We start from the raw sequence: 15944 nt of genomic DNA, 5'->3' as shown, positions 1-15944 counted from the left end.
CTAACTTATCGAAGACCTGAACGACAGCTAATGGTTCGACAAGCTCACCATGACATCGGGTGTCAGTCTGAGCCTGTCGAAGACCTGAACGACGGCTAACGGTTCGCCGCATCGGGCAATACTTACTGATACTTCACCTGGCATAATTCACAATAAAAACTTGCCCTGTGCGATTTGCCCGTATCTTTTTCGATAAAGGGCACATGGTTGCGCGGGCATTGCTTTTTATGATAGGCCTGCCAGTGTTTGCTGAGGGTGCCGGCCTTGCGTTGTTCAAAAAACTCAAAACTGTAGGTAATGGCTTCGGTTATCATTTCCTTTACCTTTTTAGGCGGCATAGCCGCTACCAGGCTTTCGGGATGTATGCGGGCACGAAACAGGGCCTCGTTTTTGATGATATTGCCCACCCCCGAAAACAATTGCTGGTCCATTAAGGCATCGCAGGCTAAAAGTTTGGGTATCGCTTTCATTTTTTTAATGGCTTTGCGTGTATCCCATTTATCGCTCATAACATCTGCCGACCAATCGTACACCTCATCCAGCGGTTCATCAATCAGTTGCAGTAAGCAGGCGTAAAAGTTAAGTTCGCCATCTGCAAATTGCAAATGCAGGCGCGGCGATTTAGCGGTATGCTGGTTAATGCGATACGTGCCAAACATCATCATATGTATACGCACGGTAAAGTGTGGCAGGCATATTAAAAAGTGCTTTCCCCAGCTTTTAAAATCAGTAATGGTTTGGTTAATTAATAAGCCGGCATCAAAGGTATTGTTGTTGCACGTGGCGGCTATTATCTTTTTGCCTTTAAACTGCTGTACCTTCTCTTTTAATATGAGTATGCTTGGCCCTTCAGGCATAAAATTGGTTTATGCCTGCGTTGCAAATATTGAGCCAGTAGCTTAATGCGCTTTTTTACGTTTGAGCAATCCACCCGTGGTATCGTCAACGCTTTGCTGTACAATAAATGCCGATGGGTCTATTTTTAAAACTTCGCGTTTAATAAGCGGCACTTCAAGGCGGGTAGCTACGGTAAAAATAATTTCGCGCGGGTCGTTAATATGGCCGTCTTTACCATAACCGCTTTTGCCCTGGTAAACCGTAACCCCACGACCGAGCGATTGGGTAATGGCTATGCGTATGGCCTCGCCTTTTGATGATATAATGGTAATGCCGGTATATTGCTCTAAACCGTTTAATACAAGGTCCATCATTTTTGCCGCCGACAGGTAGGTGAGGATGGAATACAGGCTTTCTTCTACACCTATAATAAATATGGCCACACCAAATATGATCACGTTAAGTATTAGTATCACATCGCTTACACGCACTATCTGCGTTTTTTTACTCACCAGCAGGGCGGCTATTTCGGTGCCGTCTAAAACAGCGCCGCCGCGTATGGCCAAACCAATGCCTGCGCCTATAAATACGCCGCCAAACACAGCCGTAAGCAGCTTATCGGGCGTAACATCCGGGAAATGTACAAAAGCCAAACATAACGACAGCCCGCCTATAGCCAGCGCGCTTTTTATAGCAAATGCAGCACCCAGTTTGCGGTACCCTAAATACAAAAACGGCAGGTTGATAACGAAAATTAAAACTGATATGGGTAAGTGGGTGGTATCGGCAACCAATAGCGATATGCCTGTTACACCGCCATCAATAAAATGGCTGGGCAGCAAAAAACCCTTTAACCCCATCCCTGCAGATAGTATCCCTAAAATAACTAATACTAAGTCAATCAGGTTGTTCTTGTTTTTCATACGTGATAATGTAGACAGGGCTTAAGATAAGAAAAGATTTATCACCAGCCGCTTTTTAAACCCTCTTTTAACGCGGCCTGGTATTGCTCCAGGTTAAACGAGTAAAGGTAGGGGGCTTTATGTGCGCCGCCTTTGCGGGTTTGCGCCAGTTTGTTTAATATCCCAAAGCCCAGCATGCGGCGCTGAAAATTGCGCCTGTCCAGCTTTTGGTCCAATATGGTTTCGTAAAGCTTTTGCAGTTCGGGCATGGTAAACTCTTTGGGCATTAAATTATAACCAATGGGTTGGTAGCTAAGTTGCAGGCGCAGGGTATCCAGGGCGGCTTTAAATATAAGGCCGTGGTCCAGCTGAAAATTGGGCAGGTCGTTCACATCCCGCCAGGTGCATATTTCCGAGAAAGCATCGGGCGTGGGTATGGCACCTGTAAAATCAACAAGGGCATAATAACCAATGGATATAAAGCGCTGTGCAAAAAAGTTATGTTTTGGGTGCGTGGCATCCTTATACATTTCATGATGCTCTTTGGTACGGTCGGGGTCGCCAAAAACACGGAATTGTTGTAAAAAAACCTCGTCAATTCCCGTACGTATTTTTAATATGCGGTTGGCCGCGGTATCAATAGGTTCTTCCTTTAGTACAAAGCCGCCGGGCAGGTACCATGCTTCTTCATTTCTGCTTTTTAGCATCAGCACTTTCATTTGCCCTTCATGAAAGCCAAACACCACACAATCTATCGATATGTGGTCGAGATACAGATCTCTGGCTTCTACCCAAAACTTGTCCAGTTCCTCTTTAGTCAACATTGGTTATTAATAAAAATACTTTGAATGTTTAAATTAAATATCTACAATTGTGTACCAATTACACCATCGCGTGTGCTTTTTAAACAATCAATTATAACTAATAAGTTTAACAGTAATTTAATAAAGCAAAAATTAACATTGTTTGATGGTATCACCTGCGCACTATAAATTTAATTTTGATGAGCATAAAATTCACCCATAGGCATTTTATTCAATTATCGGCAGCGGTACTGCTTGCTATACCTTTTAATAAGGTAGCGGCACAAACATCGCCCGATGCCAAAATGAACACCTTTGTAACTGGCCTGATGAAAAAGATGACGGTTGACGAAAAGATAGGGCAGCTTAACCTGGTAACGGGTGGTATGGCTATTACCGGTTCTGTTACCAACAATGGTATAGATAATGGTATAAGCAAAGGGCAAATAGGCGGCATATTTGGTTTATATGGCACGGCCAGCGTACGCAAGGCGCAAGAGGCCGCGGTAAAAAACACCCGCCTGCACATTCCGTTAATATTTGGCTTAGATGTGATACACGGCCACCGCACCATATTTCCGATACCGTTGGGTATGTCTACCACATGGGATCTGGGGTTGATACAACAATCGGCGCACATAGCAGCCAAAGAGGCAACTGCCGAAGGCTTAAACTGGGTGTTTTCGCCAATGGTTGATATTGCACGTGATGCACGCTGGGGCCGTATATCCGAAGGATCGGGCGAAGACCCATGGTTGGGCGGGCAAATTGCCGCGGCTATGGTTAGGGGCTACCAGGGCAGCAGCCTAAAAAATGCCGATGCGGTAATGGCCTGCGTAAAGCACTTTGCCCTATATGGTGCTGCTGAGGCCGGCCGCGAATATAATACTGCCGATATGAGCCGTATTAGAATGTACAACGAATACCTGCCGCCTTACAAAGCAGCTATAGATGCAGGCGCAGGTAGTATCATGAGCTCGTTTAACGTAGTGGATGAAGTACCCGCTACCGTAAATAAATGGTTGTTAACAGACTTGCTTCGCTCGCAGTGGGGTTTTAAGGGTTTTGTAGTATCAGATTATACCGCCCTTAACGAGGTTACCAACCATGGCCTTGGCGATTTGCCAACCGTATCTGCACTGGCTATTAAGGCCGGCCTGGATATGGATATGGTAGGAGAGGGGTATTTATCTACGCTAAAGAAATCGCTGCAGCAGGGTAAAATAACTATGGTTGATATTGATATGGCTTGCCGCCGCATTTTAGAGGCTAAGTATAAACTGGGCTTATTTGATAACCCCTATAAATCTTTAGATCCAAAAAGAGAAACTTCGGATATTATGACCGAGGAAAACCGCAAAGCAGCACGCACCGTTGCTGAGCACTCGTTTGTATTGCTTAAAAATGCTAACCAGGTGCTGCCGCTAAAAAAATCGGGTGGTAGTATTGCATTGGTTGGCCCGTTGGCCGATAACAAGCGCGATATGCTGGGCACCTGGGTAATAGGTGGCGAGTGGGAAAAATCGGTTAGTATATTAGAAGGTATAAAACATGTGGTAGGCGAAAATGTAAAGATCAACTATGCAAAAGGATCAAACATTACCGAAGACCAGGAGTTTATGAAACGCCTGAATTTTGGCCCCGGCATGGTTAGCTTAGATAAGCGCACAAGCCAGGAGATGATAGACGAGGCGATGAGCGCGGCTAAAAAATCGGATATTATAGTAGCCGTTGTAGGCGAATCGCAAAGCATGAGCGGCGAATCGTCGAGCCGGTCAGACATCAGCATCCCCGAAAGCCAGCAACATATGTTAAAAGAACTGGCCACACTGGGCAAACCCATAGTTATTGTATTGTTTAACGGCAGGCCGCTTACCCTAACCTGGGAAAACGAAAATGCCGCTGCTATATTAGACGTATGGGCACCGGGCACCGAAGCGGGTAATGCCGTTGCCGAAGTACTATTTGGTAATTATAACCCTGCCGGTAAATTAACTACTACCTTTCCGCGCAGCGTAGGGCAGATACCTTTATATTATAACCACCTAAATACAGGTCGCCCTTATACCGATGGTCCAACCAAGTTTAAATCAAACTATCTGGATATATCTAATGATCCGCTATACCCATTTGGTTATGGTTTAAGCTACAGCAAGTTTAGCTATAGCGATATCACCCTAAGCAAAACGCAGCTTAAAGGCTACACTGCTTTAACCGCAACGGTAACTGTAACCAATAACGGCCCCTATGCAGGCGAAGAAGTGGTACAATTATATATAAGCGACCCTGTTGCCAGTATTAGCCGCCCTGTAAAGGAGTTAAAAGGCTTTAAAAAGATAAACCTGCAAAATGGCGAGAAGAAAGAGGTTAGTTTTACCATTACCCCGCAGCAATTAAAGTTTTATAATAGCCAGTTAAAGTATGATTGGGAGCCAGGCGAGTTTATAATACAAATTGGTACCAACTCGGCCGATACACATGCTGCTAAAGTTAATTGGGTTAAATAAGTGGTGTTAAAATAGTATTGTTTTTTGTTAAATTCTATTTATACAAATTTCCACAAAAAATGCCTTAGTGTTTAGCTAAGGCATTTTTTGTATATATAAACTTTTAAATGCTTTAAAAAAAACCATGATCGGCACATCAACTGTAATGGCACGTTGCTTTTACGTGGTTATAAATCAAGGTAATACAATATTAACATTTAGCTAATGTTGCAATAATTTAAAGTGGGTTTAAAAAGTTTATTACGGACGCTACTTTTTAAAAAAATTATGAAAGAATTGGAAATGGGACTATTTAATAAAACTAAGGGGGTTTTTTTATTGAAAAAGTGTTATATAACAAGAATATTACATTTCGATTTTTTTAGTATTTATGCCAAAATGTTAACAGGTATTTAATAATGTATTAATAAATTAGAATTTCATAAGCATTTGAGCCCTAAATAATAAATAATTTATAATTCTGTAAATTTTGCTTGTGTAACCTATACACTCTATTTATATTAGAGCATTACCAATTATAATTTTCTGTAACCGGAAATAAAGTAAAATTTAAAAACAAATAATACATTGATATGCCACCCGGTGGTAAATTTATGTGTGATGTAAAGCGAAATAATTTTTAAAGCAGAAGGTGTTTTATATATGATTAAACTTTTACAATTTTTTCTTCCCAATTGCTTCATGTTAAAAGGGCTTAGCCCCGTACTCCAAAGAAAAAATTCTTTAGGTTCATCATTGCCTGTTATCTCACGCAGGTACAATAATCACGTCTTGTTATTATGAAAATGAATTAAAATCTTAAATCAAATATATTAATCAACTAAATCTCAATCTCATGTTTAAAAGTCTACTCCTTAAAGGAAGAGCGCTATGCCTGCTATTATGCTGCATGGTATCTTCGTTAGTAGTTACAGCCCAAACAAAGCACACAGGAAAGGTTATTGGCAGCGACGACAAGCTGCCGGTAGTTGGAGCCACTGTGCGCGTTAAGGGTACTACTATCGGCACACAAACAGACGTTAACGGACAGTACAGCCTAAATGTAAGTCCGGGTAACGTATTAGTAGTTTCTTACCTGGGCTACACCACCCAGGAAGTAACCGTTGGCCAAAGCGAAACAGTAAACGTTACGCTGCAAGCTGCCAACAATTCACTAAACGAAGTTGTAGTAACGGGCTACACCTCGCAACGTAAAAAAGACATCTCCGGTGCGGTTGCAACGGTTGATGTATCAAGCGCAATTAAAGTACCCGCAAGTAGCTCAGATCAATTATTACAAGGTCAGGCTTCGGGTGTTACTGTAGTAACCCAGGGTTCTCCGGGTGCAGGCGCGCAAATCACTATCCGTGGTACCTCAAACTTTGGTAACTCAGGTCCATTAGTGATAGTAGATGGTGTACAAGGCGGTAACCTGCAAAACATCAACCCTAACGATATCGAGTCTATCAGCGTATTAAAAGATGCTGGTGCGGCTGCTATTTATGGTGTTGCGGGTGGTAACGGTGTTGTTTTAGTAACTACTAAAAAAGGTAAAGCAGGTAAATCAACATTTACTTATGATGGTTATTACGGTACACAACGCCCAATGGGTGGCAATCCGTTTAATACATTAAACGCTAAAGATTACTTAACCTTAGTAAAACAAGTTGAGCCTACAAGCAGCTTATTTTTAGCTGGTGGTGGCATTGCAGACTACGGTGCACAAGGCCCTGGTGTAAAAGGTGTATTTGCATCTGGCGCACCTGAGGTTGACCCTTCACGTTACAAATTTGACGAGTTTAACCAGGCAAATGATTACCTGATCCAAAAATTTGATAATAACCAAGGTACTGATTGGTTTCATGCTATTTTTAAAGCAGCTCCTATTCAGTCGCATACTATATCGGCAAGCGGTGCTAACGATAAAAATGCTTACTATACCTCATTTGGTTACTTAAACCAGCAAGGTACTTTGATAGATACTTACTTTAAAAGGGTACAGGCTCGTATCAACACTACCTTTAATATAAAAGATCACTTCCGTGTTGGTGAAAACGCAAGTATGTTTTATACTTTAAACCCTAACGGACAAGGTGGTATACCAGGTGGTAACCAAAGCGAGGGTAACTCAATATCGCAAGTATATCGTGCAGAGCCACAAATACCTATCTATGACATATCAGGCAAACAGTTTGGTGGTACATGGGCAGGCCCTACTGCATTGGGTAACGCGGTTAACCCGGTTGCTACACAAGACAGACAAAAAAATAACGAAAACCGTGTTTGGAACATTGAAGGTACTGTATTTGCAGAGGCCGATTTCCTTAAACACTTTACTGTTCGTTCGGCATTTAGCGGCCATATTGATAACTTCTACAACTTTACTATCGGCTATCGCCCTTACGATAGCGGTGAAGGCCACGCTAACAAAAATGGTTACAGCGAAAACTCTGGTTACAATAACTATTACAACTGGAGTAACACCATTAACTACAACCAATTATTTGGAAAACACAGTGTTAAATTCTTAGCAGGTTACGAGCAGAAACAATACTCGGGCCGTGGCTTAGGAACTTCAGTATCTGATCTTCCTTCGTTAGATCCAAACTTTGTGAACATTGGTTCTGGTAACTCTGTTAACAATCGTTACAGCTATTTTGCACAACCAACCTCTGGCCAATCATTCTTCGGCCGTTTAGATTATATCTATAACGACAGGTACATTTTAGGTGCTACCATCCGTCGTGATGCTTCTTCGGTATTTGCACCGGGCCAGCAAGTGGGTTATTTCCCATCTGTGTCTTTAGGTTGGAGAGTATCTCAGGAAGACTTTATGAAAGGTGTTACCTGGGTTAATGATCTAAAACTACGTGGTAGCTACGGTTCGGCCGGTTTCCAGGGTAACGTACCGGGAGCAAACGCTGCTACATTGTTTAGCTTAGACAGAGCTTCATCTTTCTACGCTATTGATGGTTCAAACAACAACATCACCCAAGGTTTCTTTAACAATGCAATTGGTAACAAAGCAACCACTTGGGAAACTGATAAAATACTTAACATTGGTGTTGATGTAACTTTATTTAACAAATTAGATTTCACTGCTGAGTATTACAAAAAGACTTCATCAGATCTATTGTTCCCTGTAACCTTACCAGCAACAACAGGTGGTGCTAACGCTCCATATGTTAACGTTGGTGAAGTACAAAACAAAGGTTTAGATATGTCATTAAACTACCGCGATCGCATCACTTCAGATCTTTCGTTTAACGTTGGTGTAAACTTTACTTCTGTTAATAACAAGATCACTTACCTGAAAAACGATTACACCGACTTATTCTTACGTTTCGGTGCCGTTGTTAAACAACAAGTTGGCATGCCTATAGGCTCGTTCTATGGCTATAAAGTAGTAGGTTACTTTAAAGATGCCGCTGATGTAAGCGCATCTCCAACACAAGCTGATGCAGCACCGGGTAGGTTTAAATACGCCGATATTGATGGCGACAAAAAGATCACCGATGCCGACCGTACTTTCTACGGTAAAGGTACCCCTGATTTCACTTACGGTGTAAACTTAGGTTTAAACTACAAAAACTTTGATTTCAGCGCGGTATTCTATGGCTCGCAAGGTAGCGATGTGTTTAACTATGTTAAATACTGGACCAACTTCTACAGCTCATTAACCGGTAATAAAGGTAACGACCTGTTGTTTAACTCATGGACCCCAAGCAACCTTAACCCTAAAGCACCTAAACTTGAAGCAGCTAACAACTTTAGCACAAGCGGTGTAGCTAACTCGTACTATGTTGAGAATGGTTCATTCTTAAAAATGCGTGTTGCACAATTAGGTTACACTTTTGGCCCTGCAGCTTTAAAAGCAGTTGGTGTTGATAAACTGAATGTGTATGTACAAGGAACAAACTTGTTCACCATAACCGGTTATAGCGGTATGGATCCTGAGTTGCAGTCAAATGGCGCAAGTGCTCCGGGTGTTGATCAAGGTAACTATCCTAACAACGAGCGTAAGTTCATTTTAGGTGTTCGTTTAACATTTTAATTAACGAAAAAGTAAAAAATTACAAAATGAAAAAGTTTAATCATAAATTGATCATAGTAGGGTCAGTTGCTACACTTGCCTTCTCTATGTCGTGTAAGAAGTTTCTGGACAAAACCCCCACAAACCAGCTAAACAGCACAGTTTTAGCAAATAAGACCGGTGTAGACGGCTTATTGATCGGAGCTTATGCTTTGGTTGATGGTAGTTACAACGGACAGCCGGGTGCTACCTGGTCTACAGGTACCGATAACTGGATATATGGTAGTGTTGCTGCGGATGATGCCCATAAAGGCTCAACCCCTGGTGACCAGCCGGATGCAGCGGCTATCGAGTCGAGAACACCAACCGGTAACAACGGTTACCTTGACCCGAAATGGCGCGTAATGTTTAACGGTATACAACGCGCAAACGATGTTATCCGCGAGATACCTTTGGTAAAAGATGGTTCGTTAACTGCAGCTAATATTGCACAGGTAACTGCCGAGGCGCGTTTCTTACGTGGTTTTTATCACTTTGAATTAGCTAAGATATGGAGAAATGTACCTTATGCTGATGAAACCATTACCTACGATAACGGTAACTACAATATTGGTAACCCTGGCCCTATATGGGACAAAATTGCTGCCGATTTTGCAGCAGCAGCAGCAGTATTGCCCGAAACACAGCCACAAGTTGGCCGTGCAAACAAATGGGCAGCATTAGCTTTCCAGGCTAAGGCATTAATGTACGATCACAAATACGCTGCAGCACTTACTATATTAAACAATGTAATTGCTAATGGTAAAACTGCTGGTGGTGCAGCTTATGCTTTAGGTAAATATGCAAACAACTTTAACCCGTCTACCAAAAACGGACCGGAAGGTGTGTTTGTAGCACAAACATCGGTAAACGATGGTGCAAACGGTTTAAATGGTAATGCTGGTCAAACATTAAACTTCCCATCAGGTGGCCCTGCTACCTGCTGCGGTTTCTTCCAGCCGTCATTTAGCTTTGTAAACGCGTTTAAAACAGATGCGGTTACAGGTTTACCATTGTTAGATACTTACAATGACAGTGATGTTAAAAATGACCAGGGTGTTGATGCAAGTGCTCCGTTCACTACCTACGCCGGTACTTTAGATTCACGTTTAGATTGGTCAGTAGGTCGTAGAGGTATCCCTTATCTTGACTGGGGAATTCACCCGGGAAAAGCCTGGGCTCGTGACCAGGATGACGGTGGCCCATACAGCCCTATCAAAAACGTTTACTACAAAGCAGCACAAGCCAGCACATCTGATACTTACGGTGGTTGGGCAGCTAACCAGTCAACAGCAAACAGTTACAACGTTATCCGTTTTGCCGATGTATTATTATGGGCAGCAGAATGCGAAGTTGAAGTTGGAAGTTTAGATAACGCACGTGCATTAGTAAACAGGGTTAGAGCCCGCGCTGCTGATGCTACAGGTTGGGTACATACTTATGTAGATGCTTCAAACCCTACAGGTGGTTTTACCAGCACACCGGCTGCTAACTACAAAGTAGGTTTATACTTAACACCTTGGACTGATAAGGCTTTAGCACGTAAAGCAGTACAGTTTGAGCGCAGGATTGAGTTAGGTATGGAAGGTCACCGTTTCTTCGACTTACAGCGTTGGGATGGTATTACAGGCGGCCCAATGGGTGCAGGTTTTATGGCTAAGCAAATCAACGATTACTTATTCCACGAAAACCACGTTCCTGCTTTCCCAATATTGTTAATCAAAGCAGCAGTGTTTACGGCAGGTAAAAACGAGTTGTTCCCTATCCCTCAAGGACAGATAGATGTTACGCAAGGAAACATCAAGCAAAACCCTGGTTATTAATCATTAACCAGTTTATAAAAAAAGAGCCCTGATAATTATCAGGGCTCTTTTTTTATTTTATATTTGCTACTGACCTATTGTAATGAAAGCCCTAAAATTCCCCATATTAATTGCAGTTACGCTTTTTATATTCTCGTGTAAAAAGGCAACGCTTTTCCAAAAAATACCCTCTTCGCAATCCGGTATCGATTTTAATAACAAAATAGTAGAGAACGATTCTATCAACCCGCTTGATAAGCTTAACATTTATAATGGCGGCGGCGTAGGCATTGGCGATTTTAATAACGACGGCTTGCCCGATATTTATTTTGTTGGTAACGCGGTATCTAACCGCCTGTACATCAACAAAGGCGATATGAAATTTGATGATGTAACCAAAAAGGCCGGTGTTGGCGGTAAAGGCGGCTGGGGCAGGGGAGTAGCCGTTGTTGATATTAACAACGATGATTTACCCGATATTTATGTGTGCAATACCTTGCTTAACGATTCGGTTAAGCGTATGAACCTATTATATATTAACCAGGGCGCCGGCAAAGACGGGGTGCCAATATTTAAAGAAGAAGCCAGGGAGTACGGTTTAAATATAAATGTACACTCTACTATGGCATCGTTTTTTGATTACGACAACGATGGCGACCTCGATATGTACTTAACTGTAAATGAGGCACAATCAAACGATAATACCAGCGCCTTTAGGCCTATAGTAGTTGATGGCACGGCACGGAGTACTGGCCGTTTATACCGTAACGATTATAATGCGGCGTTAAAGCACCCTGTCTATACCAATGTATCAAAACAGGCGGGTATACTAATTGAAGGCTATGGCCACGCTGCCAGTATAGCCGATATTAACCGCGACGGCTGGAAAGACATTTACGTAACAAACGACTTTTTACCCAATAACATACTGTACATTAACAACCACGACGGCACCTTTACCGATCGTACTAAAGAATACTTTAGGCATACCGCTACAAGCGCTATGGGCCAGGATATACAGGATATTAATAACGACGGCCTTGCCGACGTTTTTGAACTGGATATGGACCCCGAGGATAACTACCGCAAAAAAATGTTTATGCCCGGTACATCCTACCAGCTATACCAAAATTTTGACTTTTACGGATACCAATATCAATATAACCACAATACATTACAACTTAACCAGGGGCCGCGTTTAGGGCAGCAAGATACGGTTGGCGCACCAATATTTAGCGAAGTAGCCTTTTTTAGCGGCGTGGCACAAACCGACTGGAGCTGGGCGCCAATGATAACCGATTTTGATAACGATGGCTACCGCGATATTGTGGTAACCAATGGCTACCCGCGCGATGTAACCGACCATGATTTCATCACCTTCCGTAATGAATCGTATGCTGTTGCTACCAAAAAGCAGGTACTGGAGCAAATACCCATTGTAAAAATATCTAACTATGCTTTTCGTAATAACAACAAGCTACAATTTGAGGATGTTACTAAAAACTGGGGGCTTGACGAGCCTTCGTTCTCAAACGGCGCGGTGTACGCGGACTTGAATAACGATGGGGCTATGGATATGATCGTCAACAATATTGATGGTGAGGCATTTATTTATAAAAACACCTTACGCGAAAAAGATAAAGCTGATAATCACTACCTGCAAATACAATTTAAGGGTGCCGCGCAAAATAAGGATGGCATAGGTGCCTGGGCTGATATTTATTATAACCATGGCAAGCACCAGGTATATGAAAACACACCTTTCAGGGGGTATTTATCAACCATACAAAACATCGCGCATTTTGGTTTGGGCAATGTTAGTACGGTAGATTCGGTTGTTATAAAATGGCAAAACGGTAAGCAACAAACGCTTAAAAACGTAAAAGCCGACCAGGTTTTAAAGGTAGATATTGCTAATGCCGGCAGCAACTATAATTTTAATATCCCTACTGTAAATAAAGCCTCGCTGTTTACCGAGGTAACTAAGGCGGTAGGCATAAATTACATGCACAAAAGCGACGATTTTATTGATTTTAATATTCAAAAGCTTCTGCCGCATAAACTGTCCGAATACTCGCCGGCTATAGCGGTTGGCGATGTAGATGGTAATGGTTTTGATGATATGGTTGTGGGTGGCACCTCGAAGTACCCGGCGCAGGTATTGTTACAGCAAGCCAGCGGCAAGTTTATACAGCGAGACCTGGTGCCTGCAAAAGCTATAACAGGGAAGTACAAGGATGAAGGCTTGTTGCTTTTTGATGCCGACGGCGATGGCGACCTCGACCTTTATGTAGCCAGCGGCGGTTACGAGGATGAACCAAATTCAAAATCGTACCAGGATAGGATATACATGAATGACGGTAAAGGTAACTATACCTTGCAGCCAAACGCGTTACCTGCCAACTTTACCAGCAAGCTATGCGTAAAAGCCGTCGATTATGATAAAAATGGCAAGCTGGACTTGTTTGTATCCGGCAGGGTTGATCCATGGAACTATCCTAAACCGGTATCAAGCTTTATTTTGCGTAACGATAGCAAAAAAGGCGAATTAAAATTTACCGATGTTACGCCAACGGTAGCTAAATCGCTTAAAAATATAGGCCTGGTGTGCGATGCAGCCTTCACCGATTATGATAATGACGGCTGGCCCGACCTGGTAATAACCGGCGAATGGATGCCTGTTACTTTCCTGAAGAATGACCATGGCGTATTTAAAAACGCTACAAAAACAAGCGGTGTACAAAACAAGCTGGGCTGGTGGAACACCATTGCAGGCGGCGATTTTGACCATGATGGTGATATTGACTACATAGTTGGTAACACCGGCTTAAATACTTTTTACAAAGCAACAGACCAATATCCGCTATACATAACGGCCAAAGATTTTGATAACAACAACAGCTTTGATGCTTTCCCATCGGTGTTTTTAAAGGATAAAGATGGTGATATGAAGGAGTTTCCGGCGCATACGCGTGATGATATTGTTAAGCAAATGATAAGCATGCGTATCAAGTTCCAAAACTATAAATCGTACGCGGTGGCAACTATGGATAGCGTGATAACACCAAAAATGCGCGAGGGGGCTATCAGGTTAAAGGCAAATATATTGCAATCGTGCTATTTGCGTAATGACGGTAAGGGCAAGTTTACCATGATACCATTGCCTTTACAGGCGCAAGTATCGCAGTTAAGCGGTATAGTGGTTGATGACTTTGATGGAGATGGCAACCTCGATGTTGCTCTAAGTGGTAACGATTACGGCACCGAGGTAACCACCGGGCGCTACGATGCTTTTAACGGCCTGCTGTTAAAAGGCGATGGTAAAGGCGGCTTTAGCCCGCTAACCATTATGCAAAGCGGCATATATATACCCGGCGATGGCAAGGCTTTGGTAAAGCTGCGCGGCGCTAAAGGGCAATATTTAATAGCGGCAACGCAATACAAGGATGCCCTAAAACTATTTGAGTTGAAAAAGCCTGTAAAAACCGTTGCCCTGCAGCCTATGGATATGTTTGCCATAATAAAATACAAGAGTGGCAAATCGGCGAAACAGGAATTTTATAATGGCGGATCTTTCTTGTCACAGTCGGGCAGATTTTTTAATATTGATGCTGCAATGGCCTCTGTTACAATAACTGATAACCTGGGCCATACACGAACCATACCTATTAATTGATATTATATATTAGCTATTGAATTATGAGATACTTTAAGGTATTATTTGCTGTTGCTTTGGGCATATTGGTAGCAGGCACGGGTTGCCGGCAAAAACCAAAGACCGCTTTAAAAAGCGATGCCGATGTTTTGCACGATAACGTAGACCAGTTAACACAGGTGATTATATATGATGTGTTTACCCCACCGGTAGCCAGCCGTATATACGGATATGCCTCGTTAGCTTCATACGAAGCAATGCGTTTTGCTAACCCAAAGTATAATTCAATTGTTAGCCAGTTAAAGGGGTTTAAGCCCATGCCGCAGCCGCAAAAGGGTAAAAAATACAACTTCGCGCTTGCCGCTTCAAAGGCATTGTTTACGGTTGCGCATAAAGTAACTTTTTCTGTAGATACCCTGCAAAAGTACGAGGACAAGCTTTACGCCATGTATCACGATAACATGGACGATTCTACCTACGCCCGTTCGATGGCGTTTGGCGAAAGTGTAGGTAAAGCTATATTGGGCCGTGCTGCTTTTGATAATTACCCGCAAACACGCGGTAAACCTAAATTTTTAGGCACTAACGATAACGGTAAATGGCACCCAACCCCTCCCGATTATTTGGATGGGGTAGAGTATTGCTGGGGTACTATGGAAACATTTGTAGTGAAATCATCATCAGATTTTGCCTTGCCGCCGCCGCCTGCCTACAGCGAGGACAAAAACAGCGAGTATTTTAAACAAAACATGGCTGTTTATGAACAAAGCAAAAGTTTAACGCCCGAGCAGGTTACCATAGCCAAGTTTTGGGACGATAACCCATTTGTAATACAGCACAACGGCCACATGATGTTTGTAAACAAAAAAATAACCCCCGGTGGCCACTGGATAGGCATTACAGCCATTGCCTGTAAAAAAACTAAGGCCGATGCAGTAAAAACGGCACAGGCTTATGCGCTTACCTCAATAGCTTTGTACGATGCCTTTATTTGCGGCTGGCAGGTTAAATATGATACCAAATACATTAGGCCGGTTACCGTGATAAACGATAAGATTGACCACACCTGGCTGCCATTGTTACAAACACCGCCATTCCCCGAATACCCAAGCGGGCATAGCGATATAAGCGGCGCGGCGGCGGTAATGTTAACCCACATATTCGGCGATAATTTTGAATACCAGGACACCAGCGACCTGCGTTATATTGGCATGCAGCGCCATTTCGATTCATTCTTAAAGGCATCCGACGAAACATCAATAAGCCGGTATTATGGTGGCATACATTATAAGATAAGCGTTGATGCCGGAGCTAAACAAGGCCGCCAGATAGGCGAGTATATTTGGAACACATTAAAATTACAAAACTAAAAATAAGCACACATACT

General features: G+C 42.7%; 8 protein-coding genes. 5 read left to right on the top strand and 3 right to left on the bottom strand.

The genetic code is table 11. The annotated features are described in order from the left end of the window. Positions 1-122: 122 nt before the first annotated feature. Genes FFF34_008555 through FFF34_008545 form a run of 3 tightly spaced genes read right to left on the bottom strand, consistent with a single transcriptional unit; the run spans position 123 to position 2563 of the window. The gene (locus FFF34_008555; protein ID TSD67426.1) at positions 123-857 is read right to left on the bottom strand and encodes an endonuclease; all 735 of its coding nucleotides are present in this window, start codon (positions 855-857) and stop codon (positions 123-125) included. 42 nt (positions 858-899) lie between these two features. Then, positions 900-1760 (bottom strand): YitT family protein, encoded by an 861-nt coding sequence (locus FFF34_008550; protein TSD67425.1) that lies wholly within the window; start codon positions 1758-1760, stop codon positions 900-902. A gap of 41 nt (positions 1761-1801) precedes the next feature. Further along, positions 1802-2563, bottom strand: coding sequence for an NUDIX domain-containing protein (locus FFF34_008545; protein TSD67424.1), 762 nt, complete (start codon positions 2561-2563; stop codon positions 1802-1804). 179 nt (positions 2564-2742) lie between these two features. Here FFF34_008545 and bglX point away from each other — a divergent pair, with 179 nt between their 5' ends. The 5 genes from bglX to FFF34_008520 all read left to right on the top strand — a co-directional run bounded on the left by bglX (position 2743) and on the right by FFF34_008520 (position 15927). Continuing rightward, positions 2743-5049, top strand: a complete 2307-nt coding sequence (bglX, locus tag FFF34_008540; protein TSD67423.1) for a beta-glucosidase BglX — start codon at positions 2743-2745, stop codon at positions 5047-5049. Between the two features lie 889 nt (positions 5050-5938). Then, positions 5939-9082: a TonB-dependent receptor gene (locus FFF34_008535; GenBank protein ID TSD67422.1), complete on the top strand. Its 3144-nt coding sequence runs from the start codon at positions 5939-5941 to the stop codon at positions 9080-9082. A gap of 26 nt (positions 9083-9108) precedes the next feature. After that, entirely contained in the window at positions 9109-10923 is a 1815-nt protein-coding gene (locus FFF34_008530; protein ID TSD67421.1) for a RagB/SusD family nutrient uptake outer membrane protein, read from the top strand. Between the two features lie 82 nt (positions 10924-11005). Further along, positions 11006-14578 (top strand): RNA-binding protein, encoded by a 3573-nt coding sequence (locus FFF34_008525; protein TSD67420.1) that lies wholly within the window; start codon positions 11006-11008, stop codon positions 14576-14578. Positions 14579-14601: 23 nt separating this feature from the next. Further along, on the top strand, positions 14602-15927 hold the full coding sequence (locus tag FFF34_008520; GenBank protein TSD67419.1) for a vanadium-dependent haloperoxidase: 1326 nt from the start codon (positions 14602-14604) through the stop codon (positions 15925-15927). Positions 15928-15944: the final 17 nt, after the last annotated feature.

The organism is Inquilinus sp. KBS0705 (assembly GCA_005938025.2).
Taxonomy (GTDB): Bacteria; Bacteroidota; Bacteroidia; order Sphingobacteriales; family Sphingobacteriaceae; genus Mucilaginibacter.
The sequence above is the reverse complement of the archived record's forward strand: the minus strand, read 5'-3'. Positions and strand labels throughout refer to the sequence as shown.